Source organism: Microbacterium sp. ISL-59 (assembly GCF_018613945.1).
Taxonomy (GTDB): domain Bacteria; phylum Actinomycetota; class Actinomycetes; order Actinomycetales; family Microbacteriaceae; genus Microbacterium; species Microbacterium oxydans_B.
In genome coordinates, this window is sequence record NZ_JAGGPG010000001.1 from 608,380 (window position 1) to 632,687 (window position 24,308).

General features: G+C 69.9%; 21 protein-coding genes. 8 read left to right on the forward strand and 13 right to left on the reverse strand.

What is annotated here, in order from left to right; translation table 11 throughout:
* The first annotated feature begins 41 nt into the window (after window positions 1–41).
* Entirely contained in the window at window positions 42–1,367 is a 1,326-nt protein-coding gene (locus J7E45_RS02955) for a hypothetical protein (protein ID WP_215066964.1), read from the forward strand.
* 75 nt (window positions 1,368–1,442) lie between these two features.
* Here the strand turns inward: J7E45_RS02955 and hpf are convergent, their stop codons facing one another.
* The 5 genes from hpf to mtrA all read right to left on the reverse strand — a co-directional run bounded on the left by hpf (window position 1,443) and on the right by mtrA (window position 7,058).
* Entirely contained in the window at window positions 1,443–2,099 is a 657-nt protein-coding gene (gene hpf, locus J7E45_RS02960) for a ribosome hibernation-promoting factor, HPF/YfiA family (protein WP_091033926.1), read from the reverse strand.
* A 135-nt stretch (window positions 2,100–2,234) separates the two neighbouring features.
* Window positions 2,235–2,879: a phosphoribosyltransferase family protein gene (locus J7E45_RS02965; RefSeq protein WP_215066966.1), complete on the reverse strand. Its 645-nt coding sequence runs from the start codon at window positions 2,877–2,879 to the stop codon at window positions 2,235–2,237.
* A gap of 93 nt (window positions 2,880–2,972) precedes the next feature.
* Window positions 2,973–4,691: a GerMN domain-containing protein gene (locus J7E45_RS02970; RefSeq protein WP_251053357.1), complete on the reverse strand. Its 1,719-nt coding sequence runs from the start codon at window positions 4,689–4,691 to the stop codon at window positions 2,973–2,975.
* The gene (gene mtrB, locus J7E45_RS02975) at window positions 4,688–6,370 is read right to left on the reverse strand and encodes an MtrAB system histidine kinase MtrB (protein ID WP_091033930.1); all 1,683 of its coding nucleotides are present in this window, start codon (window positions 6,368–6,370) and stop codon (window positions 4,688–4,690) included. The genes J7E45_RS02970 and mtrB overlap by 4 nt, the downstream gene beginning before the upstream one ends.
* Window positions 6,371–6,377: 7 nt before the next feature.
* Window positions 6,378–7,058 (reverse strand): MtrAB system response regulator MtrA, encoded by a 681-nt coding sequence (gene mtrA / locus J7E45_RS02980; protein WP_029261966.1) that lies wholly within the window; start codon window positions 7,056–7,058, stop codon window positions 6,378–6,380.
* 106 nt (window positions 7,059–7,164) lie between these two features.
* Between mtrA and J7E45_RS02985 the strand changes: the two genes are divergently transcribed.
* Genes J7E45_RS02985 through J7E45_RS03005 form a run of 5 tightly spaced genes read left to right on the forward strand, consistent with a single transcriptional unit; the run spans window position 7,165 to window position 12,648 of the window.
* On the forward strand, window positions 7,165–8,532 hold the full coding sequence (locus J7E45_RS02985) for a hypothetical protein (protein ID WP_251053358.1): 1,368 nt from the start codon (window positions 7,165–7,167) through the stop codon (window positions 8,530–8,532).
* Complete coding sequence (locus tag J7E45_RS02990) at window positions 8,529–9,170, forward strand: DUF4129 domain-containing protein (protein WP_091033933.1); 642 nt, start codon at window positions 8,529–8,531, stop codon at window positions 9,168–9,170. The genes J7E45_RS02985 and J7E45_RS02990 overlap by 4 nt, the downstream gene beginning before the upstream one ends.
* A complete protein-coding gene (locus J7E45_RS02995; protein ID WP_215066967.1) occupies window positions 9,167–10,372 on the forward strand; it encodes a DUF4350 domain-containing protein in 1,206 nt (401 codons plus the stop codon). The genes J7E45_RS02990 and J7E45_RS02995 overlap by 4 nt, the downstream gene beginning before the upstream one ends.
* A gap of 44 nt (window positions 10,373–10,416) precedes the next feature.
* Window positions 10,417–11,340: a MoxR family ATPase gene (locus J7E45_RS03000; RefSeq protein WP_205829398.1), complete on the forward strand. Its 924-nt coding sequence runs from the start codon at window positions 10,417–10,419 to the stop codon at window positions 11,338–11,340.
* Window positions 11,341–12,648 (forward strand): DUF58 domain-containing protein, encoded by a 1,308-nt coding sequence (locus tag J7E45_RS03005; RefSeq protein ID WP_167635329.1) that lies wholly within the window; start codon window positions 11,341–11,343, stop codon window positions 12,646–12,648.
* A 27-nt stretch (window positions 12,649–12,675) separates the two neighbouring features.
* Here the strand turns inward: J7E45_RS03005 and J7E45_RS03010 are convergent, their stop codons facing one another.
* Window positions 12,676–13,668, reverse strand: coding sequence for a stage II sporulation protein M (locus J7E45_RS03010; RefSeq protein WP_215067303.1), 993 nt, complete (start codon window positions 13,666–13,668; stop codon window positions 12,676–12,678).
* Between the two features lie 16 nt (window positions 13,669–13,684).
* On the opposite strand from J7E45_RS03010, the gene J7E45_RS03015 reads away from it, so the two are divergent.
* Window positions 13,685–14,494: an RDD family protein gene (locus J7E45_RS03015; protein WP_215066968.1), complete on the forward strand. Its 810-nt coding sequence runs from the start codon at window positions 13,685–13,687 to the stop codon at window positions 14,492–14,494.
* A gap of 34 nt (window positions 14,495–14,528) precedes the next feature.
* Here J7E45_RS03015 and ahcY read toward each other — a convergent pair whose 3' ends face one another.
* From ahcY to J7E45_RS03040, 5 genes are all read right to left on the reverse strand, one after another.
* Window positions 14,529–15,974, reverse strand: a complete 1,446-nt coding sequence (gene ahcY / locus J7E45_RS03020; RefSeq protein ID WP_215066969.1) for an adenosylhomocysteinase — start codon at window positions 15,972–15,974, stop codon at window positions 14,529–14,531.
* Window positions 15,975–16,016: 42 nt separating this feature from the next.
* A complete protein-coding gene (locus J7E45_RS03025) occupies window positions 16,017–17,231 on the reverse strand; it encodes an ABC transporter permease (protein ID WP_215066970.1) in 1,215 nt (404 codons plus the stop codon).
* Window positions 17,228–18,031, reverse strand: a complete 804-nt coding sequence (locus J7E45_RS03030) for an ABC transporter ATP-binding protein (protein WP_308162044.1) — start codon at window positions 18,029–18,031, stop codon at window positions 17,228–17,230. Before J7E45_RS03030 ends, J7E45_RS03025 begins: the two co-directional genes overlap by 4 nt.
* Entirely contained in the window at window positions 18,028–18,954 is a 927-nt protein-coding gene (locus J7E45_RS03035) for an efflux RND transporter periplasmic adaptor subunit (protein WP_167635325.1), read from the reverse strand. Before J7E45_RS03035 ends, J7E45_RS03030 begins: the two co-directional genes overlap by 4 nt.
* Before the next feature lie 100 nt (window positions 18,955–19,054).
* Window positions 19,055–19,261, reverse strand: a complete 207-nt coding sequence (locus J7E45_RS03040) for a DUF3499 family protein (protein ID WP_029261978.1) — start codon at window positions 19,259–19,261, stop codon at window positions 19,055–19,057.
* 77 nt (window positions 19,262–19,338) lie between these two features.
* Here J7E45_RS03040 and J7E45_RS03045 point away from each other — a divergent pair, with 77 nt between their 5' ends.
* A complete protein-coding gene (locus J7E45_RS03045; RefSeq protein WP_244175999.1) occupies window positions 19,339–19,767 on the forward strand; it encodes a hypothetical protein in 429 nt (142 codons plus the stop codon).
* A gap of 30 nt (window positions 19,768–19,797) precedes the next feature.
* On the opposite strand, the gene J7E45_RS03050 is transcribed toward J7E45_RS03045, so the two are convergent.
* Together J7E45_RS03050 and J7E45_RS03055 are read right to left on the reverse strand one after the other, a co-directional pair.
* Window positions 19,798–21,180 carry a DUF5719 family protein gene (locus J7E45_RS03050; RefSeq protein WP_215066972.1) on the reverse strand — a complete coding sequence of 461 codons (1,383 nt, stop codon included), beginning with the start codon at window positions 21,178–21,180 and terminating at the stop codon, window positions 19,798–19,800.
* Window positions 21,177–24,215, reverse strand: a complete 3,039-nt coding sequence (locus J7E45_RS03055) for a glycosyltransferase (RefSeq protein ID WP_215066973.1) — start codon at window positions 24,213–24,215, stop codon at window positions 21,177–21,179. Before J7E45_RS03055 ends, J7E45_RS03050 begins: the two co-directional genes overlap by 4 nt.
* Between the last annotated feature and the right edge of the window lie 93 nt (window positions 24,216–24,308).

Here is a 24,308-nt window from a genome sequence, read left to right on the forward strand (position 1 = left end):
TGCTCAGCCACCGCCCGTACGCGAGAAACTAGGATCGATCCATGGCTGGAATATGGGGCAGACGCAAACGCGAACAGGAAGAACTCGCCGCACAGGACGCCGATCTGGCGCGCCGCGCCGAGCAGGCACTGGTCGGCGCGGACGAGCGGATCCGCACGACGTCGGATGAGCTCTCCTTCGCCGAGGCCGAACTCGGCGAATCGCTGACCGCCGACCTGCGCACGGCTCTCACCGCGGTGCGCACCCACCTGCGTGAGGCATTCCAGCTCCACCAGCTGAACCATGATGAGATCCCCGACACGCCAGAGGAGCTGCGCACACGCAACGCGCGCATCCTGCAGCTGTGCGACTGGGCTCAGGATCTTCTCGACGAGAAGACCTCCGTCCTCGCCGAATCCGTCGCCAAGGTCCGCCGCGCACCCGAGATCATCGCGCAGGTGCGGGCGGATGCGGCCGCGCTCAGCACCCGCATCCCCCAGACCAACGAGGCCGTTGCACGCCTCTCGGCGCGCTACGCGGACTCGGCCATGCACCAGATCACCGCCAGCGCCGCCGAGGCCGAGCAGCTCATCCGCTTCGCCACCCACAGCGCCGACATCTCCGAACGCCGTCGAGCTGCCAAGCAGAACGAAGAGGCGAACATCGCCCTCGAGACGGCCACGGAGGCCACCCGGCGCGCATCCGCGCTTCTCGATGCGGTCGAGGACTTCGAGATCGAGGCGCTCCGGGCGGAATCCACCCTCGCCGAGGTCGTCGCCGACTCCCGCGGTGACCTCATCGCCGCGCGCAACGCCCCCGGTGTGCCCGCCGTCGCCGAGGCCGTCGCGGCGCTCCAGGCCGCACTCTCCGCCCTCACGCCGTCCGGAAAGCCCAACGATCCGTTCGCCGAGCTCTCGCAGTTGCGCGACGCCAACTCGGCGCTCGACGAGGCCATCGCCAAGGCGCGCCACCGCGCCGAGAACCCCCTCCCGAGCATCGCGCAGGTGCAGCACGCGATCGACGACGCCGACCGTCAGCTCGGCGTCGCACGCGGCCTCATCGCGGGCCATCGCGGCTGGATCGGCGCCGACGCCCGCACGCGTCTCGCCGAGGCAGAGCGACTCCGCGTCGACGTCTCCGACCTCCTTCCTGCGGAGGACACGCGCGAGGCGGCCCTGATCCAGGCCCGTCGGGTCGCGCACCTCGCCTCCGAGGCTCTCCAGCTCGCCCAGCGCGACATCGACTCTTCGCGTCCGCGGGATCAGGATTGGGGCGGCGGCGGGGGCTGGGGCGGCGGACAGCGACGCGGCGGTGGCGGCGGCGACCTCGCATCCGGCATCCTCGGCGGACTCGTGATCGGGAGCCTCCTGGACGGCATCTTCGACTGACGACCCGCACCTGCGGCAGCGTCAGACGCCAGAACGGCCCGGTCCCTCGAGGGACCGGGCCGTTCTGCGACTCCGTCAGGAAGCGAGGGCCTCAGAGGGCGGCGCTTGCGTGCTCAATGCGATCACGCCGTAGTCCCAACCCTTGCGCCGGTAGACGACACTCGGGTGGTCGGTGCGGACATCGACGAAGAGGAAGAAGTCGTGCCCGACCAGTTCCATCCGATCGACCGCCTCTTCCACCGTCATCCACTCGGCGTCGAAACTCTTCGTGCGGATGACGACGGGCGAGTAGGACTCGTCCTCCGACTGCTGCACCGGAACACTGCCCGTCGCGACGGCGTGGAGCAGGTCCACGGATGCCGGCTGGACATCGATGCCCTCCAGCGATCCGGTGCCCTTCTCGAAGTGGGCGCCGCGCGGGTGCTGTCGGCCATCGACACGCTTCTCCTTCGCACGACGAAGCTGCTCGGACATCTTGTCGATGGCGAGATCGAGAGCCACGAACTTGTCACCGTCCGTCGCCTCCGCGCGGACGACCGGTCCCTTGCCGACCAGTGTCAGCTCGACGGTCTCGTCCGGGATGCGCCCATTGCGATACACGCGGTGGGTGACCTTGACATCCAGTCGTTGCGCCCGTGACGCAAACATCTGGACCTTGGCGATCTTCTCTTCGACAACGGTTCGGAAGCGATCGGTGATACCCACCCCGACGCCAACGATGCTTGTTTCCATTGCTGCCTCCTTGTCCCGGTCCTCCCGGCCAAGGGCGGACCGTGGTCGCCTTGTGTCACCCCACCGTAGTCCGACCGTCGACGGATGTCACGGGGTTGCGACCCTGTGTCGCCGGTGCGTTCTCGATGAGGTTCCTCAGAATCCCGACCGATGCGGCGTGGCGGCGAGCACCACCGCTGCCACGGTGCGATAGCCGGCCGCTTCGAGCGCTCTGGCCGCCTCATCGAGCGTCGCCCCTGTGGTCACGACGTCGTCGACGATCACGACCTCAGCGCCCTCTCCCCGCCCCCGCGCGCGCATCGTGCCGCGAACGTTCTCCTCACGCTCGCGCGCCCCCAAGCCGCGCTGATCGACGGCTGCGGCCACGAGCGAGAGCATCCGTTGCGGCTGGGCACGTGCGCGGCGGATCAGCAGCTCGGGCACGCGATAGCCGCGGCGGCGGAACGCTCCTCGTGCAGTGGGTACCGGCACGATCCAGGTCATCGGGGTCGCGAATGGGGAGAGCACCGTCGCGAGCGCCGCAGCCAGCGGCCGAGCGAGGTACGTCTCACCCTCGCCCTTGAGGCTGCGGATGCAGCGCGCCGCGACCCCGTCGAACTCGAGCGCGGCGTGCACCGGCAGGCCTCCCGGCGTCACCGACGATCGCGGACGCGGCGTCAGGTCGCACCGGCACCGCGGACACAGCAGTGTTCCCGGCTCGTCGCATCCTGCGCAGGTCGCCGCCAGCAGGAACGCCGCCAGCTCCGCCCCGACGCCGAGGAGGCGCGAAGATGTCTGCATCCGACGATTCTGGGGCCGCGCCCTGCACCCCGCCGACGACGAGGCCGCTACCGTCGACAACAGCGATCAATCCCCCCGGGCGTGCAGGAGGAGTCACTCCCCGACGCGCGTGGCGAGCACCGAGATGTCGGATGCGACCTCGCGCCACGCCGACCCCGCGTGTGCGAACAGCTGGCCGCCCGCACCGAGGATGCGAACACCGGCAGCGGTCCGCGCACCGGCCGCCGAGACGGCCTCGCCCGGAGCGGCCTCCGACGTGCCGGGTCCGCCCACCGTCTGGGTGATGAGCCGAGGGCTGACCGGATCCACCAGCACACCCAGCCGATCCGGCCCCAGCCACACCAGACCCGTCGCCGCCTCATCGAGCTGCACCAGCTGCTTGGCATCTCCGAGTTCCACGGGGAGCCCCGCCGAGTCGCGGATGACAGCGGCAACGACGACCCAGCGCTGCTTGCCGACGGTGAGCACCGCCGCCACGCGGCTGCCATCCCCGGCGACGCGCAGGTCCGAGACCGCCGACGCCGTCGGCCACGCATTCCCGATCTTGTGCGCGGCGATATCGCTACCCCACGCCTGCAGGGCCGCCGGGTCACCTTCGGGAACGGTCCAGGTGTACCCGTACGGGTCGAGGGACGGTTCGATCAGTCCCGGTGGCGCATCGAACTCGTTGCGGCTTCCGTCGCCGACCCGGTACACCCGCCCGTCGCCGAGCTGGACTGCCGCGATGGAGTCGTCAAGGGCCACATCGATCGACGTGATGGGCTGCGGCATCGCGGCGATCTCGGCACTGATTCCGGCGATCGGGGAGATCTCGTCCCCCACGATCCGACCGAACGCACCGTTCTGCAGCACGAGAGTGCCGATCTCCGCCGACGGCTCCACGACGTCGACGACCCCCGCGTCGACGCTGCGACCGTCGACGGTGAACTGCACGCGGGTGACGGCGACCCCCGCGGCCCGCAGAGTGGCCTGCAACTGCGTGCGCATGCGAGAGAGCGTCGTCTCGTCGAGTGCGGCCGCAGGGCGGGTGAGGGCGACGTCGGCCACCTGCCCGGTGATGAGCACGGCATCCTGGGCCAACTGCACGTCGGCGGGGAAGGCGTTCTGCACCGCGGGGTCGAGCCAATCGCTCGGAGCATCGCCGATCAGGGCCTGGGTCACGGTGGTCGCCGGACTCTGCCGCCGCGGGAACCACCGCATGTCGGGCACCAGACGCGACCAGGTGAGGTCGAAGTACTGGAGCGGATAGCCCTCGAAGACGTTCTCGAATCGAGGCTCGTCGATCACGATCCCGTCGAGGGCTTCCGTGATGCGCCATTCACCGTCCTCCATGCGCTGCAACGTGAACGGCATGGTGGAGGCACCGAGCGCTTCCGAGTAGGTGTTCGCATCGTCGACGCTGGCGACCAGATCGAGCAGGACCTGGACGTCGGCCGAGTCCGCGTTCTCGACGTCCGCCGGCGGAACGGTGGAAGTGATCGTGCGCGTGTCCGTACCGACGTCGATCGAGACCCCCGCTGCCGGCCGCCATGTGCGCTGCAGGTCGGGAGCCAGGAACTCCCGCGCCGTCGCCCAGTTGTCGGACGTCGTGATCCCCGCTTCGAGGAAACCCTCGACGATCTCCTCGGGACCGGCACCCTTGATCGGTCCGGAGGCCACGGGAAGGAAGTCGACATCCTGCGTGGACTCCCCGAGTTCGAGCCCCACCGAGACCCCGCCGCTGGTCGGAAGCCCGGCGCAGGCGGTGAGCAGCAGCGCCACGAGGGCCACCGCGCCACCGCGCAGCGTCCTCGTCCATCTCGTCCGGTTCATGACCTGTCGCTCTCGTCGAAGAGCCCAGGGGGAGGCTCGGCCAGGGAGATCGGCTGCGTCGCATCCCCGAGTTCCGCGAGGGGCTCCTGCGGCTCGATCGGGACGGGGCTCGGGCCGTCCAGCACGCCCTCGTGACGGGGGATGGTGAGGACGAAGTTCGTGCCGACGCCGAGTTCGGACCAGACGGCGAGCGTACCGCCGTGCAGCGTGGCGTCACCGAGCGCGATGGACAGCCCCAGTCCGGTCCCTCCGATCGTCCGCTGACGGGAGGGATCAGCGCGCCAGAATCGGTCGAACACCCGTTCCGCGTCGTCCGGCTCCATTCCCATCCCGAAGTCCCGCACCCCCGCCGCCACCGCATGCTGGTTGCTGTCGATCGTGATGACGACCGGGCGCCCCTCGCCGTGCTCGATGGCGTTGCCGATCAGGTTGCGCAGCACACGCCGCACGCGGCGGGGGTCCATGTCGACGGGCGAATACCCGCCGGGGGCGACCAGCCTCAGCTCCGTACCGTGCCCCTCCGCGAGCGGTCGCATCTGATCGATGATGTCCTCCGCCAGATGCGCGAGGCTCGTCGCCTCCAGTTCGAGCTGCACCGACCCCGCGTCGTACCGACTGATCTCCAGCAGGTCGGACAGCAGCGTCTCGAACCGCTGCACCTGGGTGTGCAGCAGCTCGGCGGTGCGCGCGGTGGTGGGATCGAACTCCTCGCGCTGATCGTTGAGCATGTCGGCGGCGAGCCGGATCGTGGTGAGCGGAGTGCGAAGCTCGTGCGAGACATCGGAGACGAACCGCTGCTGCACCATCGACAGCTCGCCGAGCTCCTTGATCTGCGCCTCGATGCTGTCGGCCATCGCATTGAAGGACCGACCGAGGACGGCGAGCTCGTCCTCGCCGTGCACGTCGATGCGCACCCCGAGCTCGCCCGCAGCGAGTCGTGCGCTCGTCTCGGCGGCCTGCACGATCGGGGAAGCCACCGCCCGCAACACGATCCAGGAGATCGCGGCGACGATGGCCACGAGCCCGATCCCGGCGATCCACAGTGTGCGCTGCACGAAGACGAGGGTCTGATCGGCATCGCCGAGGTCGTAGGCGAAATAGATCTCGAAGGGTCCGGCTTCGGGCACCTGCAACTGCTGCCCCACGACGATGCCGGGGACCGGGGGCCCGTCCTCCACCGGAAGCGCGACCGACTGCCATGCCTGGCGATCGTCGAGCTTGACCACACGTGCGCGCAGGTTCGGGCTCAGCAGGCTCTCGTTCAGCCCGGCCTCGAATCCGTTCAGTCGCGCGGTGTCCGCACCCGTGTCGATCTTGTAGCCCGCGAGCTGATCGGTGCTCGAGGTGCGGGCGAGCGTGTCCTGGATGCCGGCCCAGAGACTCGAGAGCGCCGCGGGATCGTCTCCCACCTCGGCCACGTCGAGGATGCGCTGGGCCTGGTCGACCGCACGACGGGCGTCTTCGAGGGCGACGGTCTTGCGCGAGATGAAGAGGTCGTTCTGGATCACGAGGGCCATCGTGACGCAGGTGATGAAGATCGCCAGCGATGTCGCGAGCAGCGTGATCGAGAGGGTGCGGAACCGCAGCGAGCGTCGCCACAGAGTGCCGAGCATCGTCGGCCAGCCTCGCCAGTCGCGCAGGACAGCGACCGTCGTGGTGGTCGCTGTCGTCGCGGCCATCGTGCTCCTAGCCGACGCTCCCGGCACGGTAGCCGACGCCACGCACCGTCATCACGATCTTCGGGTTGTCCGGGTCGAGCTCGACCTTGGCGCGGAGGCGCTGCACGTGCACGTTCACCAGACGGGTATCGGCCTTGTAGTGGTACCCCCACACCTGCTCCAGGAGCATCTCACGGGAGAACACCTGCTGCGGCTTGGAGGCGAGTGCGACCAGCAGCTGGAACTCCAGCGGCGTGAGGGCGATGGGCGCCGTGCCCCGGCGCACCTCATGGGCGTCGACGTCGACGGTGAGGTCGCCCACCCGAAGTTGCTCGCTGGTGGTCTGCGGCGTCGGACGCAGACGGGTGCGGATCCGAGCCACGAGCTCCTTCGGGTTGAAGGGCTTGACCATGTAGTCGTCGGCGCCCACCTCGAGTCCGCGGACGACATCGGCGGTGTCGCTGCGCGCCGTGAGCATGATGATGGGGACGCCGGATTCGGCGCGTATGCGGGTGCAGATCTCGATCCCGTCCATGCCGGGCAGCATGAGGTCGAGCAGCACGAGATCGGGCCGCTGCGAGCGCCACTCGTCGACGGCACGCGCACCGTCCGCGCAGAACACCGGCTCGAAACCCTCGGTGCGCAGCACGATTCCGATCATCTCGGCGAGCGCTGTGTCATCATCGACCACGAGAATGCGTGAGGTCATAACTGTTACCTTATGGCACCGAGTCCCGCCGACCCCAGGTCTGCGCACCACGTGTGCGGTGTGACACGATGGAGCCACCATGGAGGGAGTGCCTTTGAGTGGCCAGATGTGGACGCCCGCGCCGAAGAAGGGGATCATCCCCCTTCATCCGCTGACGTTCGGGATGCTGCTGGGCAGGGCCTTCGCGGCGCTGCGACACAACCCGAAGGTGCTGTTCGGCTTCGCCGTCGTGATCCAGCTCATCGCGACCGTCGTCACGGCGTCCGTGATGGGCGTCGTCCTCTTCACGACCTTCTCGCGCCTCGAGACCGTCTCCCCCTCCTCCCCCGACTTCGAGGCGGTGCTGGCCGGGACCATCGGGATCAACCTCATCGCCGGCCTCGGCGTCGGACTGGCATCGATCACCTTCACGGCCATGATGCAGGGCGTGGTCGCCGCGGAGATCGGCTACGCAGCCGTCGGCGTCAAGGCCACGCTGCGAATGCTCTGGCGCCGGATGGTGCCGGCATTCTGGCGTCTCGCCGGTTTCGCGTCGCTTTCGGTGATCGCAGTGTTCGGTGTCCTCGCGATCGTCGTGACCATCATCGCCGCGTTCGTCGCCGGTGGTGCGGGGGGAAGCGTCGAGCTCATCGGGGTCGTCGTCCTCGTCGTGGTCCTCCTCGGACTCGCTGCGATCCCGCTGTCCGTCTGGCTGACGACGAAGCTGCTGCTGGTGCCGTCGATCCTCGTCCTCGAGCGCGCGCGCTTCCGCGACGCCTTCGTGCGCTCCTGGCGACTCACCCGGGGCCGTTTCTGGGTCGCGTTCGGAGTGACCTTCCTCATCAGCGCCATCATGGGCGTCGCCGCGCAGGTGGTGAGCATTCCGGCCACGCTGCTGAGCAGCCTTCTCGGGTCGGTCATCGCGCCGACGGGCGCCGAGGATCCGAGCGCCATCGTCGGCTTTGTCCTCGCCTTCCTCGCACCCCAGATCCTGCTCCTCGTCATCCAGGCGATCACCCTCGTCGTGCAGAGCACCGGGTCGGCACTCGTCTATCTCGACTGCCGGATGCGCTACGAGGGACTCGACCAGACACTCATCGCGTATGTCGAGCACCGGGATCTCGGGAAGACCGACGATGAGCTGGGTGACCCGTTCATCGTCGACCCCACGCGAGCCGTCACCTCGGCGCCTCCGCCCCGACAGGTGCCAGATCACGTGCTGATGACACCGGGCAATGCCTACCCCCAGCCCTACCCCGGACAGCCCTACCCCGGGCAGCCGTACACGCAGCAGCCGCCGCCGTACGGGCAACAGCCGTACGCGCCGCAGCAGAACGGCGCGACGATGACAGCGCCCGCGCCGGTCGCGGATGCTCCCGCGGCGTTCCCTCCGCCGCCGCCCCCCGCGGCGAGCGCGCCCACGCCGCACCCGACGACCGCGCCCGGACCCGCTGACGGAGGCTGGGCTGCTCCCGGCAGCGACGACACGGCATGATCTCCCGGTTCGACGACCTGTTCATCCCCGACGGCGATGAGGCACGCCGCTGGGCGGAGGACGAGCTCGCCAACCCGCGGTATGCGGAGGCGAAGCCGACATGGTTCGATCTGGTCGCGCGTGACATCGGCCGTTTCCTCGCCGATCTGTTCAGCTCGGACAACGGCGCGAACATCGGCCCGTCCGCGCTCATCATCGTGACGGCCGTCATCGTGGCGGCTCTCATCGCTGCCCTGATCATCTGGGGCCGGCCCCGCAGCTCCCGCGCCGTTCGGCGTGCCCGTGCAGACCTCCTCGGCGAGTCCGATGACCGCACGGCAGCGCAGCTCCGGTCCGATTCCGAGCGCAGCGCCCGTGCGGGCGACTGGAGCACTGCGACGATCCTCCGCTACCGCGCGATCGCGCGCAGCCTGCTGGAGCGCGATCTGATCGACCCTGCTCCCGGTGCCACCGCGCAGTCGATAGCCCGCGACGCCAGCGCCGTCTTCTCGGACGAGGCCTCGGCCCTGCGTCGCGCGGCCGTGGCATTCGATGACGTGCGTTACCTCGGGCATCCGGCGACCGAGGAGAGCTATCAGGACCTCTCGGCAACCGACGAACGGCTCCGCACCCGTCGCCTCGAGGCGGTGCCCGCATGACGGCGACCGAGTTGAGCGGTGTCCCGGCGACCGCCGAGCACCGACCGCGCAGGACGAAGACCATCGTCGGCTGGCTGGTCCTCGCCGTCCTGGTCCTGATCGTCGTCTTCGTCACCATCCGCGTCAGCGCCACGGCGCCGGGGGAACACGGAGCTCTCGATCCCGAAGGGCGTGATGACTCCGGCGCCCTCGCCCTCGCGGAGATCCTGCGTGGCCAGGGGGTCGAGGTCGACATCCACCGATCGCGAGTGGAGGCACGTGCCGCCCTCGACGAGGGAACCACGCTGGTGATGGCAAACCCGTACACGCTGACCGATGGCGCCCTGGAGACCCTGATGGAACCGGCGGATCGCGTCGTCTTCCTCTCGACGAGCTCGCACCTGCTGAACGCACTGGGCATCGGCGAGAATGCCCCGGGCACACGCGCGGCCGTGGCAGCCAGGTGCGATGTCCCGGAGTTCGCCGAGGTCGGAACGATCCGGGCCGATCGACTCTTCGCTCCCGCCGCCGAGGTCGAGGGGTGCTTCGGCGATGCCGCCGGTGCCGCCGTGCTCATCGACGACCGCGGCGATGACCGCGTCGCCGTCGTCGAGGGCACCAGACTCTTCAGTAACGCGTACCTGGCGGAGAACGGCAACGCCGCCCTCGCGCTCGCACTGCTCGGGCAGACCGAGCGGGTCGTCTGGTACGTCCCGAGCTTCGGCGACTCCGACATCGAGGGCAAGTCGGTCGACACGCTGGGGAGCCTCACTCCGCCGTGGGTCACTCCGGCGATCCTGCTGCTGCTGCTCGCCGGAGTCACCGCGTCGATCTGGCGCGGTCAGCGTTTCGGCCCCCTGGTCGCCGAGACGTTGCCGGTGACGGTGCGCGCGTCCGAGACGATGCACGGTCGCGCACGTCTCACCGCCCGAGCCGCCGACGCCGCACACGCGGCCGAGGCCCTTCGCGACGGTGCGCAGCGGCGCCTCGCCCGCCGACTGGGCCTGGCCGTGCATGCCGGCGCAGACGAGGTCGCCGACGCCGCGTCCGACAGGCTCCGGATTCCTCGGGGAACCCTGCAGACACTGTTGGCGGGGCCTCTCCCCACCGACGACGCCGCTCTGGTCGACCTCGCTCGGCGTCTCGACGAGCTCGAGGCGGCCGTAGAGACCAGCACCCGCCGACCGACCATCCATCCCACAGAAGCCGAGGGAACCACGTGACCGTTGAGAACCACTCCACCGACGACGCCGCGCTTCGTCAGGCCATGCACCGGGTGCGCACCGAGGTCGACAAGGCGGTCATCGGCCAGGCCGGCACCGTCACCGGCCTCCTCGTCTCGCTGCTCGCACGCGGCCATGTGCTCCTCGAAGGAGTGCCCGGCGTCGCCAAGACTCTGGTGGTCCGGTCGTTCGCCCGCGCACTCGGGCTCGACACGAAACGCGTGCAGTTCACGCCGGACCTGATGCCGGGCGACGTCACGGGTTCCCTCGTGTACGACGCACGAACGGGCGAGTTCGACTTCCGTGCCGGCCCGGTCTTCACGAACATCCTGCTCGCAGACGAGATCAACCGGACGCCGCCGAAGACGCAGGCCGCGCTCCTCGAGGCGATGGAAGAGCGCCAGGTATCGGCCGACGGCGTCAGCCGCACGCTGCCCGATCCCTTCCTCGTCGCCGCGACGCAGAACCCGATCGAGCACGAGGGTACGTACTCGCTGCCGGAAGCACAGCTGGATCGCTTCCTGATGAAGCTGGTCGTCGGCATGCCGGAGCGCGACGCCGAGGTGTCTGTGCTCCGTCGGCATGCCGAGGGCTTCTCCCCGCGTGAGCTGACCGGCGTCGAGTCCGTCGTCTCCGCAGACGAGATCCGGGCGGCGCAGCAGGCCGCCGCCGCGGTGGACGTCACGGACGATGTGCTCGGCTACGTCGTCGATCTGGCGCGCGCGACGAGGCAGTCCCCCTCGGTCGAGCTCGGTGCCAGCCCTCGTGCGTCGACCGGCCTCCTCGCCGCGGCCAAGGCCTGGGCGTGGTTGAACGCCTCCACCGCGGTGACCCCCGATCATGTGCAGACGATGCTGGTGCCCGTATGGCGGCACCGGCTCCAGCTGCGGCCCGATGCCCAGATGGAGGGCGTCTCCGCGGACGCGGTGCTCACCTCGGTGGTGCAGCAGACCAGGGTACCGATCTAGGTGTTCATCACCGGTCGTCTCGCCGTCGCTCTCGCCGTCGGCATCGTCCCGCTGGTCCTCGCCGGGCTCGCGGGTTACCCGGCGTACGCGGTGCTGGGCGCCTGGATCGGCGTGTGCATCCTGCTGGTGGTCGTGGACGTCTCTCTCGCCGCCAGCGCCCGGTCGGTGACCGTGAGTCGCCGCGTGCCGAAGCGCGCCCGCCTCGGCGAACAGGTCCCCGTGAGCGTCGCCGTCCACAACCACGGCACCAGGGCGCTGCACGCGGTGCTCCGCGACGCGTGGCAGCCCACGGCCGGTGCTCCTGCAGAGAGACAGCAGCTGCAGGTCGCCCCGGGCGAGCGCGGTCGCGTCGCCATCCCCCTCACCCCCCGCCGACGCGGTGAGCTGGTGAGCGAGTTCGTGATGATCCGCTCGCGCGGGCCCCTCGGTCTCGCCGGTCGGCAGGCACGGCATCCGGTCCGGGGCGCGATCCGGGTGCTTCCCGCCTTCTCCTCGCGAAAGCACCTGCCGTCGCGCCTGGCACGTCTGCGCGAGCTGGACGGCAACACGAGCATCCAGGTCCGCGGCCAAGGCACTGAGTTCGACTCGTTGCGGGAGTATGTCCGCGGCGACGACGTGCGTTCGATCGACTGGCGCGCGACCGCCCGCGCCGGCACCACGATGCTGCGCACCTGGCGCCCCGAGCGCGACCGGCATGTCGTCATCATCATCGACACCGGTCGCACAGCAGCCGCACGCGTGGGCGACGGCACCCGCGTCGACGCCGCTCTCGAAGCGGCGCTGCTGCTGGCTGCGCTCGCCTCCCGCGCGGGCGACCACGTGCACCTGCTGCTGTACGACCGCGTGGTGCGTGGCCGGGTCACCGGCGTGGACGGCACGGCACTCCTGCCGGCGATGAGCGACGCCATGGCGCCCGTACACGCGCGCCTGGTGGACACGGACTGGCACGGTGCCTTCGCCGCCGTGCGCACGCTCACCACGCGGCCTTCTCTGATCGTCGTGCTGACTGCGCAGGACGCGGCAGAATCCGCTCGAGGGTTCCTCGGCGCCTTCCCGAACGCGTCACGTGCGACCACCGTGCTCGTCGGATCGGTCACCGATGACGGCATCGCTGCGCTGGCGCGCGAACGCGGTTCCCGCGAAGAGGTCTATCTCGCTGCCGCGGCGGAGCGGACGCTTCGTGACGCCGAGAACGTCGCGGATGCGATCCGCAGAGCCGGTGGCGAGGCGATCGCCGCCGACCCGGAACAGCTTCCGCCCCGCATCGCCGACCGCTACCTGGAGCTGAAGGCGGCGGGCCGGCTCTGACGACTGCTGTCCTTGACCCGTCCGCGGTCAGCCGGCGATGAGGCGCGGCGTCCCGGCTTCGTACTCGACGAGGTCGCCCGTCTCGCCCCGTCGATGCGCGCGGCCGCCGATGACGAGCATGTAGATGAGGAACACGCCCAGCGCAGCGGCGCCGATGCCGATCTTAATCGGCCACGGCAAGCCCCAGCCGGTGACGAAGCCCTCGACGAGACCGGCGAGGAAAAGAGCGAACACGAGCCCGAGAGCGACCGTCGCGAGTGAGCGCCCCTCTTCGGCCAGCGCCTCCCCACGGGTACGGTGCCCCGGAGCCACCCAGGCCCAGAACACGTGCAGACCGGCGGCCGCTGCGACGAAGATGCAGGTCATCTCGAGCATGCCGTGCGGAAGGATGTAGAGCACCATCAGGTCGGCCTTGTCGTGCGCGGCCATCACCGCGCCGGACGTTCCGAGGCCTATGGAGTTCTGCACGAGCATGTACACCGGCCAGATCCCCGTGACGCCGAAGAGCACGCACTGCATGGCGATCCAGGCATTGTTCGTCCAGACCATGCCCATGAACTCGGCAGCGGGGTTCTCGGTGTAGTAACCGGTGAAACTCTCGTCGGCGTACTGTTCGAGCAGGTCGGGCGGGCCGAGCGTCGCGATGAGGGCAGGATCGCTCGCGATCCACGCCGCTGTGCCGACCGCGACGGCGATGAAGGCGACCGCGATGATCAGCGTCGTCCACCGCAAGCGGTACAGGGCGGCCGGAAGCTGCAGTCGGAAGAACCGGGCGGTCTGGGTCAGGATGCTGTCGGATGCTCCGGTGAGGCGCAGCCGGGCGCGGACCAGGATCGTGGAGAGGTAGGCGCCCTGCGGGGAGTCGCCGACCGACGTCTTCAGCTCGGCGAGATCTGCAGAGGCCGCGCGGTATCGCACGATCAGTTCGTCCACGCCGGCACCGTCGAGCCGGGCTCGGCTGAGTTCCTCGAGCCGTTCCCATTCCGCACGGCGAGCATCGGTCAGCGCATCGGCATCCACCTGATTTACTGTACTCATGTCCGTCCCGATCGACGTCTCCGACGAGGTGCTCTCCGGCGAGGCCGTCGCGATCGACGTGCAGCCGGTCGGCTTCCTGCTCCGCGCGCTGGGTGCCGCGATCGACATGCTCCTGGGGTATGCGGTGTTCATCCTCTGGCTCTTCCTGCGCATCTGGCTGCTCGATGCCGGGGTGCTCAGCGATGCCACCGACCGCATCGCCACGGTCGCGGCGATCGTCGTGAGCTTCGTGGTGCTGCCCATCACGATGGAGGTTGCATTGAAGGGCCGCAGCCTCGGCAAGCTCGCCGTGGGAGGGCGGATCGTCCGCGTGGACGGCGGCGCAGCCGGGTTCCGGCACGCGTTCATCAGGGCGCTTCTCGGCGTCCTGGAGATCTACATGACCTTCGGCGGCATCGCGGTGCTCACGGGTGCCTTCACGGCGCGATCGCAGCGTCTGGGCGACCTGGTCGCCGGCACCTACAGCCAGCGCGTCCGCACGCCCGCACTCCCCTCGCACGTCCCGGTGCTGCCCCCTGCCCTCGACGGCTGGGCGCAGATCGCCGATGTGGCGCGCATGCCCGACCGGCTCGCGCGCCGGATCTCGCAGTTCCTCGTGAGCGCGCCGCGGATGGTCCCCGCCGCTCGAGCGCGGGTGGCGCACGACCTGCTCGCCGAGGCGACACCCTTCGTCTCGCCGATGCCGAGCGCGCCACCGGAACAGGTGCTCGTCGGCATCACGGTGCTGCGTCGGGAACGCGAGCGCCGCGCGCTGGAGAACGCCGACCGTCGAGCCGAGCGGCTCACCGGCCGGCGCGTCGGCGTCTGATCCGTCGCAGCGCGACCCTCGATCGCGGGAGCGCTCAGTAGCGGTAGTGCTCGAGCTTGTACGGTCCGTCCACCGGAACGCCGATGTAGGCGGCCTGCTCGTCGCTGAGTGTGGTGAGCTGCACTCCCAGTGCGTCGAGGTGGAGGCGTGCGACCTTCTCGTCGAGCGCCTTCGGCAGGACGTACACGCCCGTGGGGTAGGCGGCGATGTTCGTGTAGAGCTCCAGCTGGGCGAGCACCTGGTTGGTGAACGAGGCGCTCATGACGAACGACGGATGCCCCGTGGCGTTGCCGAGGTTCATCAGGCGCCCCTCGCTGAGCACGAGGACGCTGCGTCCGCTCGGCAGACGCCACTCGTGCACCTGCGGCTTGATCTCGACCTTCTCGACACCCTCGATGGCTTCGAGGCCCGCCATGTCGATCTCGTTGTCGAAGTGGCCGACGTTGGCGACGATCGCCAGGTGCTTCAGCGCCAGGAGATGCTCGGTCGTGACCACATCGCGGTTGCCGGTGCCGGTCACCACGATGTCGACCTCGCCCGCGACGTCGATCAGGCGCGCCACCTGGAACCCGTCCATCGCCGCCTGCAGCGCGCAGATCGGGTCGACCTCACTGACGATCACCCTGGCACCCTGTCCGCGCAGAGCCTCGGCTGCCCCCTTGCCCACGTCGCCGTACCCGCACACGAAGGCGACCTTGCCGCCCATGAGCACGTCGGTCGCGCGGTTCAGCCCATCCGGAAGGGAGTGACGGATGCCGTATTTGTTGTCGAACTTGCTCTTGGTCACCGAGTCGTTGACGTTGATGGCCGGGAAGAGCAACTCTCCGGATGCGGCGAGCTCATAGAGACGATGCACGCCGGTGGTGGTCTCCTCCGTCACCCCGATGAGCCCGGCCGCGAGCTTCGTCCAGCGATCGGTCGACGACGCGAGCGACCTGCGCAGCAGATCGAGGATGACCGAGTACTCGTGCGAGTCGGAGTCCGTCGGAGCGGGGACTGCACCCGTCTTCTCGAACTCGACGCCCTTGTGCACGAGCAGCGTGGCGTCACCGCCGTCGTCGAGGATGAGGTTCGGCCCCTCGAATCCCGTCGACGACCAGTCGAAGATGCGCTCGGTGCACGCCCAGTACTCCTCGAGCGTCTCCCCCTTCCAGGCGAAGACCGGCACCCCCGCCGGGGCATCGAGCGTGCCGCCCGGGCCGACCACGACGGCGGCGGCCGCTTCGTCCTGAGTGGAGAAGATGTTGCAGCTCGCCCACCGCACCTGCGCGCCGAGCGCCACGAGCGTCTCGATGAGCACCGCTGTCTGCACGGTCATGTGCAGAGAGCCGGCGATCCTGGCGCCCTTCAACGGCTGTGCCGCACCGAACTCCTCCCGGAGGGACATCAGCCCCGGCATCTCGTTCTCGGCGAGACGCAGCTGATGACGGCCTGCTTCGGCGAGGGACAGGTCGGCGATGCGGTACTCGAGCTCTGACATCCTCGTATTCTTCCACCCCAACGACGCCACCCGTCGGGTGTGTCAGAAGCGGATCGCGTCGATCACCTTCACCCGCAGCGCGACGAGGGCAGGGATGAACCCCGACACCGCGCCGACGATCACCGAGGCGACGAGTCCGATGAGTGCCGCCCGCATCGGGAACGGCGGGACGTCCTGGATGCCGTAGAACATCGACGTGACGATCCAGTCCGAACGCAGCACCGCGACGACGATCGCGATGCCGATCACACCGGCCACCGTCGTCGCGACGAGGCTTTCCAGGAAAACGGCGAAGAACACCCGCCCCGAACTGGCACCGAAGGCACGTCGGACCCCGATCTCGCGCACGCGCTGGCGCATCGCGACCAGCTGGATGTTGATCAGGCTGAGGGCGCCGAGCGCGAGGATCAGCGCGGCGATTCCGCCCGTGATCATCTCGAACGTGGCCTGCACATCCATGCTTCCCGGTTGCGCCGCCCAGTCCGTGCGGCTCACGGAGACCGTCTGCCCTTCGGGCAGCCCGGCACGCAGATCCATCGCCAGCACCGGTCCGATCTGGTCGGCCTGCTCAGTGCCCACCCAGACCTCGTACTGCGTCATCGCATCGGGCGGCAGCGCGTCGACGCGCGAGCGATACGCGTCGTAGAGCAGGTCGACCCGCAGCTCCTCGTCACCGAACCCCTGGCGCGGGACGATACCGATCACCTGATAGGTGCCCCCGGCCGGACCGTCGAACACGACGGTCGGATGCTGTGTCAGCGGCACTCGTCCCAGACGGTCCCATAGCGCCTCCGTGATGACCACCGGTGGTGCCAGGGCCTCCAGATCGGAATCGAGGAACCAGCGTCCCTCGAGAAGCTGCTCGCGGTGGATCTGGGAGTAGGCGGGATCCATGATGCGTGCGGGTACCGGGGTGACGCCCTCCGGCAGCTGCGCGTCCAGCATCACCCCCTGCGCGATGCGTGCCGTGTGGCTGAAACCGAATCGCTCCGAGACACGGCTGAAGCGGGCGTCGAAATCGTCGGCGTCCACGGGGGTGCCGTCGCCCGTGCTCGCGGCCACGACGATCGTGGCCGCACGTCCTCCCCAGCGATCGGACTGCTCCGCCTGGAACTGGCGCTGATACTCCGAGATCGCCACGACCGCCGTGAGCGCACCGACCGACACGGCGATGCCGATCAGGCTGAGCAAAACACGGAGCTTGTGGACCCGGATCTCGGCCCACGCGTCGGAGAGCGCACCGAGGAAGCCGGTCACGAGACGACCTCGGATGCGGGCGCCGCGGCCACGGGCGGCACCGATGCGGGGGCCACGGGAGGTGCCGGAGCGGACGGCACGGAAGCCGCGAGCGTCGAGGCCTCGAACGCGCGGCTGAGATCCGCGGTCTCCAGGCGCCCGGCGTCGAGGCGGTAGTGCCGGCGCGCGCGGGCCGCCACGTGGAGGTCGTGTGTGATGGTGACCAGTGCCGCGTCCGTCTCGGTGGCGACCTCGTCGAGCAGCGACATGACCGAAGCGCCGGTGTCGATGTCGAGCGCGCCGGTCGGCTCGTCCGCGAGGATCAGCACGGGTTTGCGCACCAATGCCCTGGCTATCGCGACACGCTGCTGCTCACCACCGGAGAGCTTGTCGGCGATCTGGCCGACCCTGTGCCCGAGTCCCACCCGCTCGAGCATGTCCGCGGCGATCTGCCGACGGTTCCAGAACACCTTCCCCTTCGCGTGGCCGAGGGGCATCATCACGTTGTCGAGTGCGGTGCGCCCCGGCAGCAGGTTGAACTGCTGGAAGACGAAGCCGACGTTGTCGCCGCGCAGCCGGTCCAGACGCCCTGACCGCATGCGACGAACCTCCCGTCCCTCGAACGACACCGAGCCCGAGGTCGGCGAGTCGAGCATCCCGAGGATGTTGAGCAGCGTCGACTTGCCGGAGCCGGAGCGGCCGACGATCGACACATGGTCACCGGCGCCGACCTCGAGCGTGATGCCGCGGAGGATCTCGAGCCGCGAATCGTCTGCCAGGAGGACGCTCTTGGTGACGTCCTCGAGAGCGACCAGAGTCACCAGCTCATCCCGCTGTCGCACTGCTCCACGCCCGGCGAGACCTCGTAGCAGAACTCCTCGACCGGGGCGACGAAGCCCGGCACGAACTGGCGGATGCTCTCGCCCTCCTCCAGCCCCTCGGTGACCTCGACGATCGTCCCGTCGTTCACGCCGAGCTTCACCGCGCGCTCCTCGGCTTCTGCGCCGTCGGCCGCATCGACCCACACGTTGCCGGAGCCCGCGCCGCCCTGGACTGCCGTGACCGGGATCACGAGCGCGTCCTCGACCTGACCGAGCGCCAGGTCCATGGTCGCGGGGAGCCCGGCGAACACGGTCTGGCCGGCGGGGATGGCGCAGCGCACGCTCGCCGTGCCCTCTGCCGTCACCTGCACGCGGACGCCGGTGCAGGCGAACGGCGCGGGTCCTCCGGTGATGGTGACCGTGGCCTCGCTCGGCGCGTTGACGAGGCGGTACAGCTGCACCGGGTCGACGGTCGCGAGGAGGTGGTAGCGCGCGGGGGTGAGACTGAAGATCTCGGTGCCCACCGACGTCGGCTGCCCCTTCACGAGCGCGATCTCGGACACGTCGCCGGCCTCCGACGCGAGCACATCGATGTCCTTGCGGGGATCTTCCTGGCGGATGGTGAACAGCTTCTGGCCGGCCGACACCGCGGCGCCCTCGCTCACATGGACAGCGGTGACCGTGCCGTCGATCTCGCTGCGCACCCCGAAGATCTCATCGCGCGCGACATTGCCGGTCAGGGTCAGCGCGTTCACGACGGATCCGCGCTCGACCGCCACGACCGGATCGGTGATCGCCGCTTCCGGGCTCACCATGCTCTCGGCGCGGTCGGGGAAGAAAGCGATCTTGACGAGTGCTGCGGCGCACGCGCCGATGACCACGACGAGAAGCAGGGGGAAGATCCAGCGACGCCAGACGATCACGAGTGCCTTTCCGGCAGCGCCGCCCTGGCACGCCTGGAGTCAGCGTACCCAAGAAATGATTTCCGGGTATAGCGAAGGCGACCGCGTGTCGGGGCGACCCTCAGGCTCGAAGCGCCTCGTGCCTCACGACGAGCCAGCCCGCGGGCACCGAGAGCCGATCGGCATGCGGCGAGCACAGGTCATGCGCCTGCGGGTCGTTCGCGGCGCCGAGCGGACCGAGCGCCGCCATCTTGTCCCCATAGTCGTAGGTGAGGGTGGCCACGGCTTCTCGCGCGCAGCCGACCTTCGAGCACAGTCGTCCGTCCATCTCCGCCAGCGTACGGTTCGCGGCATCCGAGCCGGGGAGGCCGCGCCGCACACGCCCGCACCGCCTAGACTTTCGACATGCCCCGTCGCCGCGCCACGCACACCTCTGCCGCACCACGGCGCGGTGCACGGCACGGCCGTCACGGGCGTCTGGGACGCAGCGAAGTCGTGCGCCCGCCTCTCGCGCCCCTCGACGGTCGTCTCGATCGTTTCGATCTGACCGTGGGCACCGCCGTCGAGTTCTTGCGCGGGACGTGGCCGGAACTGCAGGACGTCAGGTTCGAGATCGGGGCCATCCCGGCATTCGACGCGACCGATGCGGTTCCGCGCTGGCACCTCGATCGGGAGAATCGACGCATCGTGTTGTTCCGGCTGCCCATCGAGCGTCTTCTGCCCCCCGGGCACGATGATGCAGCGCACCGCAGGATGGCGATCGAGAGCGCCGTGTTCCGGGCCGCTGCGGAGTACGTCGGCCGTGAACCGTGGGATCTCGGTCACGAGCACTGAGCTCGCGGCTCCTCCATCCCCCGGAACGGATCAGGGGTAGACCGTGATCGCCTTCTCGGCACCGGCACTCGCCTGCACCGGCAGCACCGCGAGCGCGCCCGGAGCGGTGAGCGCGACCGCCGCGTGCACCGCGCCCGTCGACTGCATCCGATAGGTCGTCCCGGGCGCGACGTCGATCCCGGCCGTCTCGCCTGCCGGGATCAGGACTTCCTGGGAGGCTCCGCCGTCGAGCGGCTCGATCGTCACCGTGGTGTCCTCATCCGACGAGTTCGCCAGCTGGAGTCGGCTGGGCGGACCGGACGGCACCGCGAACACCACCTCCCCGTCGATCTCCGGCGCCGGGGTGACCCACGCGAAGTCGGCGTCACGCCCGAAGCCGTCCTGCTGTCGCAACGCGGCCACGACCGGTTCCTCCGAATCCACCTCGACGGTGTAACGGCCGGGTTCGAGACCACTGAGCGAGACCTGAGCGGGGAGATCGGGCTCGAGCGGAACCGTGAACTCGTCCGCTGCGGAACCGGTTCCTTCCGCGACGACGCGCACCTGTACGCGGGCGTCCGCGCCGGGCGAGAGCAGCCGCAGCACCGCCATCTCATCGTCGTCCCCGTCCGAGGCGAACACCTCCACGCCGGTGAGCACCAGCTTCTGCTGCGCGCCGGGCACCGCGTCCTGCAGGTCCAATCCGGCGGGATCGAGCACCTGCATGAGCGACGACTGCAGCACGGCGCGGACCGGAGCCCCGGTCGCATCGACACGGATGACGGGCGCCGCGTTGCCGGCGGCGATCGAGGTGAGCGGCAGAGCGGTCTGCGTGCGGGCGGGTACGACGACCGTGCGTGCGCTTCTGGTCTCGCCGTACACCGACAGCGTCACGGTCGAGGGGACCTCCGCAGCATTGGTCAGGGTGAGGATGTCCTCGGTGCCGGTGGCGGTGCTCCCCCCGACGAGCCAGGAGTTCAGTCGGGGGACCCCGCACGGAGCGGCCGCGTACCCGGAGAGGTCGTCCGTGGCGAGTGCGATCGATTCCGCTGCAGCGATCAACGGTGCCGAGCGCCCTTCGACCGGGCCCGTGAGCACGCGCACCTCACCCGCGTCCGGAAGATCCTGCACCGTCAGACCGGCCGAGGACGGATCACCCGACGTCCCGCCCGCGGTGAGGGTCGGCGATCCTGCCGAGCTCAGCGCCAGCGGATCCATGGCATCGCGTCCGAGCGCGCGCAGGTCGCCGTTGCAGACCAGGACACTGTCTCCAGGGAGCGGCGTGACGTCGACCTGGGCGGCATCGTGTCGGATGACCGGCCACGGTGCGTGGATCGCGGCGACGGTCCCGGCCACACAGGCGGCGATGACGGCGACTCCGGTGACGAGACGAGCGCCCGTCGCCGCGACCTTGAATGCGCGCGAACCACTCATCGGTCCCTCTCCTCCGTCGTCTCGGCTCTCTCGTCATCCTCGTCCGACTCCACGTCGGCCGATTCAGAAGGCTCGGCGACGACCGGCTCCGGCTCGGGCTCGGGCTCGGCGATCGGCATGAGCGCCTCGTCGTTCAGAGCGGCTTCGTCCTGCGGCTCCTCGATCGCTCCGACCGGCGTCTCCTCTTCGAGCGGGAACTGGTCCTCCGCGTGCCGAGGCAGGATCATCGGCTCATCCGGCGCGCGCCCGACGATACGGGATTGGGCTCGCGCCGCGCGACGCGAAGCCCGGGTCGGGATCGACAGCAGCAGTGCGACGAAGATAGCCAGCAGCTGGATCGTCAGCACGAGGCGAGCGCTCCCCTCCTGCGCGGAGCTCAAGGTCGGCGGCGCAGCGATCTCGGCTTCCAGACGCCAGAGCACTCCGCGATCGCTCTCACCCGCGTGAACCAGGCCGGCTCGCTGATCGATCGAGGCGACGGCCGCGGTGCGGAGAGCGCGGGCCCTGTCTCCGTCGCTCCCCGACAGCTCGGACAGCAGCACATAGCTGATCCCCTTCGCCGCCAGCTCACCCGGGGCATCGAAGTCGCGGGCGGAGAGGAGATCGACGGCGAGCGTCGCGATGTCGTCTCCCTGCGGCTCCACGGCGGTCGAGACCATCGTGGTCTGGGATCCGAGGGTCTCGCTCGCCCCCCAGACCACCTCGACGGCGAGTCCTCCGTCGTTCTGGGGCGTCATCACGAGCGTCGCGAGCGGACGATCCCCCGCAGCCTGAGCGGCGACGTAGGCGGGCAGAGTCGATTCTGGGCCGTTCGTGAGGACGGAGCGACCCGCGTGGAAAGCACTGAGCGCCGGTACGGCGCAGATTCCGAGCGCAACCGCTGCAGCGACGGCGGCGAGGACCCGCAGCCTCGGTAGCGTGATGGCGGTGTCGAGCGTGACGAGCGCCGCCCCCACCACCCCGACCCAGGCGAGGCTGAGCCCTGCCCCCGGCCAGATCGCCACTCCCGCGCCCTGCGCGAAACTCACAGTGATGCCCACGGCGAGGAACGCCGTCGCGAGACCGGCCAGGGCGACGACGAGCAGCGTGATGCCCGCACGCCACCGGGGCGCGACAGCAGCGCCGAGAGCGAGCAGGGCCATCGGCGCACACAGCACCGGCGCCCACGCAGCGATCGGTTCGGAGACGAACCACGACCAGCCGGCGAGATCCGTGGTGGGGAATCCGGTCGCGAGCGCCAGACGACCGGCGGCGTCGGCGGCCGCCTGCGGCCCCGCCCACACCAGGCCGGGATCGCCCAGCAGCGCCAGCGGTGTCCCGTGCGCGAGCTGCCAGAAGACGAGCGGAGCGAAGAGCGCGGCCGTCGGCACGAGCAGCCACAGCAGACGACCGGCACCACGGAACTGCGCGGTGCCGAGCACGATGCCCACGGCGACGACCCACAGCAGCGCGAGCGCCGGAGCCAGCGACGGAGCACAGGCGACCACGGCGGCGAGCAGAAGGGAGGCACTTCCGGCCGCGCCCCAGGAGCGGTGCGCCACCACCGCGGAGTGGAAGAGCCACGGCAGCAGGAGGTGCACCAGCACGGCGCTCGGACGGCCGTCGACGAGCGCTGTGAGGAAGGTGGGCGCCAGCGCCCATGCGACACCGGCGAAGATGCGCAGCCCCGACCGGTCGGTCACTCGCGTCGCTGCGAACCACCCGCCGAGCACCGCGAGCGGAAGAGCGAAGATCCACAACAGCACCATCGCGAACGACGGTCCCGCCGGCCACAGCGAGCCGAGCACGGCCACGACCGCGGCGAACGGGTCGGCGGGGCCGACGAGGCCGATCGCCGTGCCGCGCGCACCCCATGCCGCATCGCTCCAGAGCGCCGAGACGGTCTGTCGCAGCGGAAGCAGCGCGCCGCCGCCGAGCGCCGGCCACGCGAGAAGAGTCGTGAAGGAGGCGATGCTCACCACGAGTGCCGCGAGCACGGCCCACGCGCCGCCGCCGGAGAAGAAACGCAGCTCGCTGACCGCGCCGCCTTCGCTGCCGTGCCCGTCATCGAGGCGCCGTCGCAGGTCGGACGACGTCACCCGCAGCGGCGCGATGCTCGCCCAGGTGGATGAGCGGAACGAGCGGATGCGCGAGCGCGACCGCGCGATCGCCCCGACCCGCAGCATCGCGGTGAGGGCAGCTCCCCACTCGGGGAGGACCGCTTCCGGCCGCTTGCCGACGAGATGCGTGATGGAGCGCCACAGCGCGAGCGGGAGCAGGCTGAGCCAGTGCAGCGGCACCGCGCCTGCCGGAGCATAGGCGAGTCGCCGGTGCAGCTGCGCGAGCCGGGTGACGTAGGCGCGACGGGATCGGCCGGAGGGCAGCGCGGCGGGGCCGTCCGGCGCTGCGGAGACGCGCGCGCCCGGCGAGAGCACGAGCCGACCGCCACCCAAGCGTGCGCGGACGCCCAGGTCGAGTCCCTCGTCGGCGCCGGCGAGCGCCGGATCGGGCCGCAGCGCGTCACGGACCTCCCCGCGGATGAGGATGCCGCGCACGTCGGAGCCGAGCGCGTCGTCCATGCGGTCGTGCTGCCCCTGGTCGAGTTCCCCTGCCGCCAGTTCGACCGAGCGACCGAAGGTCGTCATGCTGACACCGAGTGAGACGATCTCCCGATCGTTGTCGGTCGCGACGAGCTTGGGGGCGACGATCGCAGCAGAGGGCGACCGCTCGAGCGTTCCCCGGAGCCGCTCCAGCGCCCGCGGATGCGGGGCCGTGTCCTGCGCGAGCAGCCAGATCGCTGAGCCTTCGCGCACACGGGGACGGGCGAGCTCCACCGCCTCAGCGAACGAGGTCGTCGTGCGGGCTTCGATGATCCCCTCGACGACGGCCCCGACGGTTTCGCTCTCGCGCAGGGAAGCTGCATCGCCGCACATGACGAGGGTCACGGCCTCGGCGGGCGAGGTCTGGGAGCGAATGGCTTCGAGAGTGCGGAGGAGTTGCGCGCGGGAGGAGGATCCGGGGCGCGCGACGATGATGGCGTGAACTCGGGCTGGCATGACGTCGTCAGCCTATGCGCGTCGGGACCTGCCCTGGAGCAGTGGATGCGGCGCGCCTGCGAAGCGATGCGGCCACAGTCGAGACGACCGGCT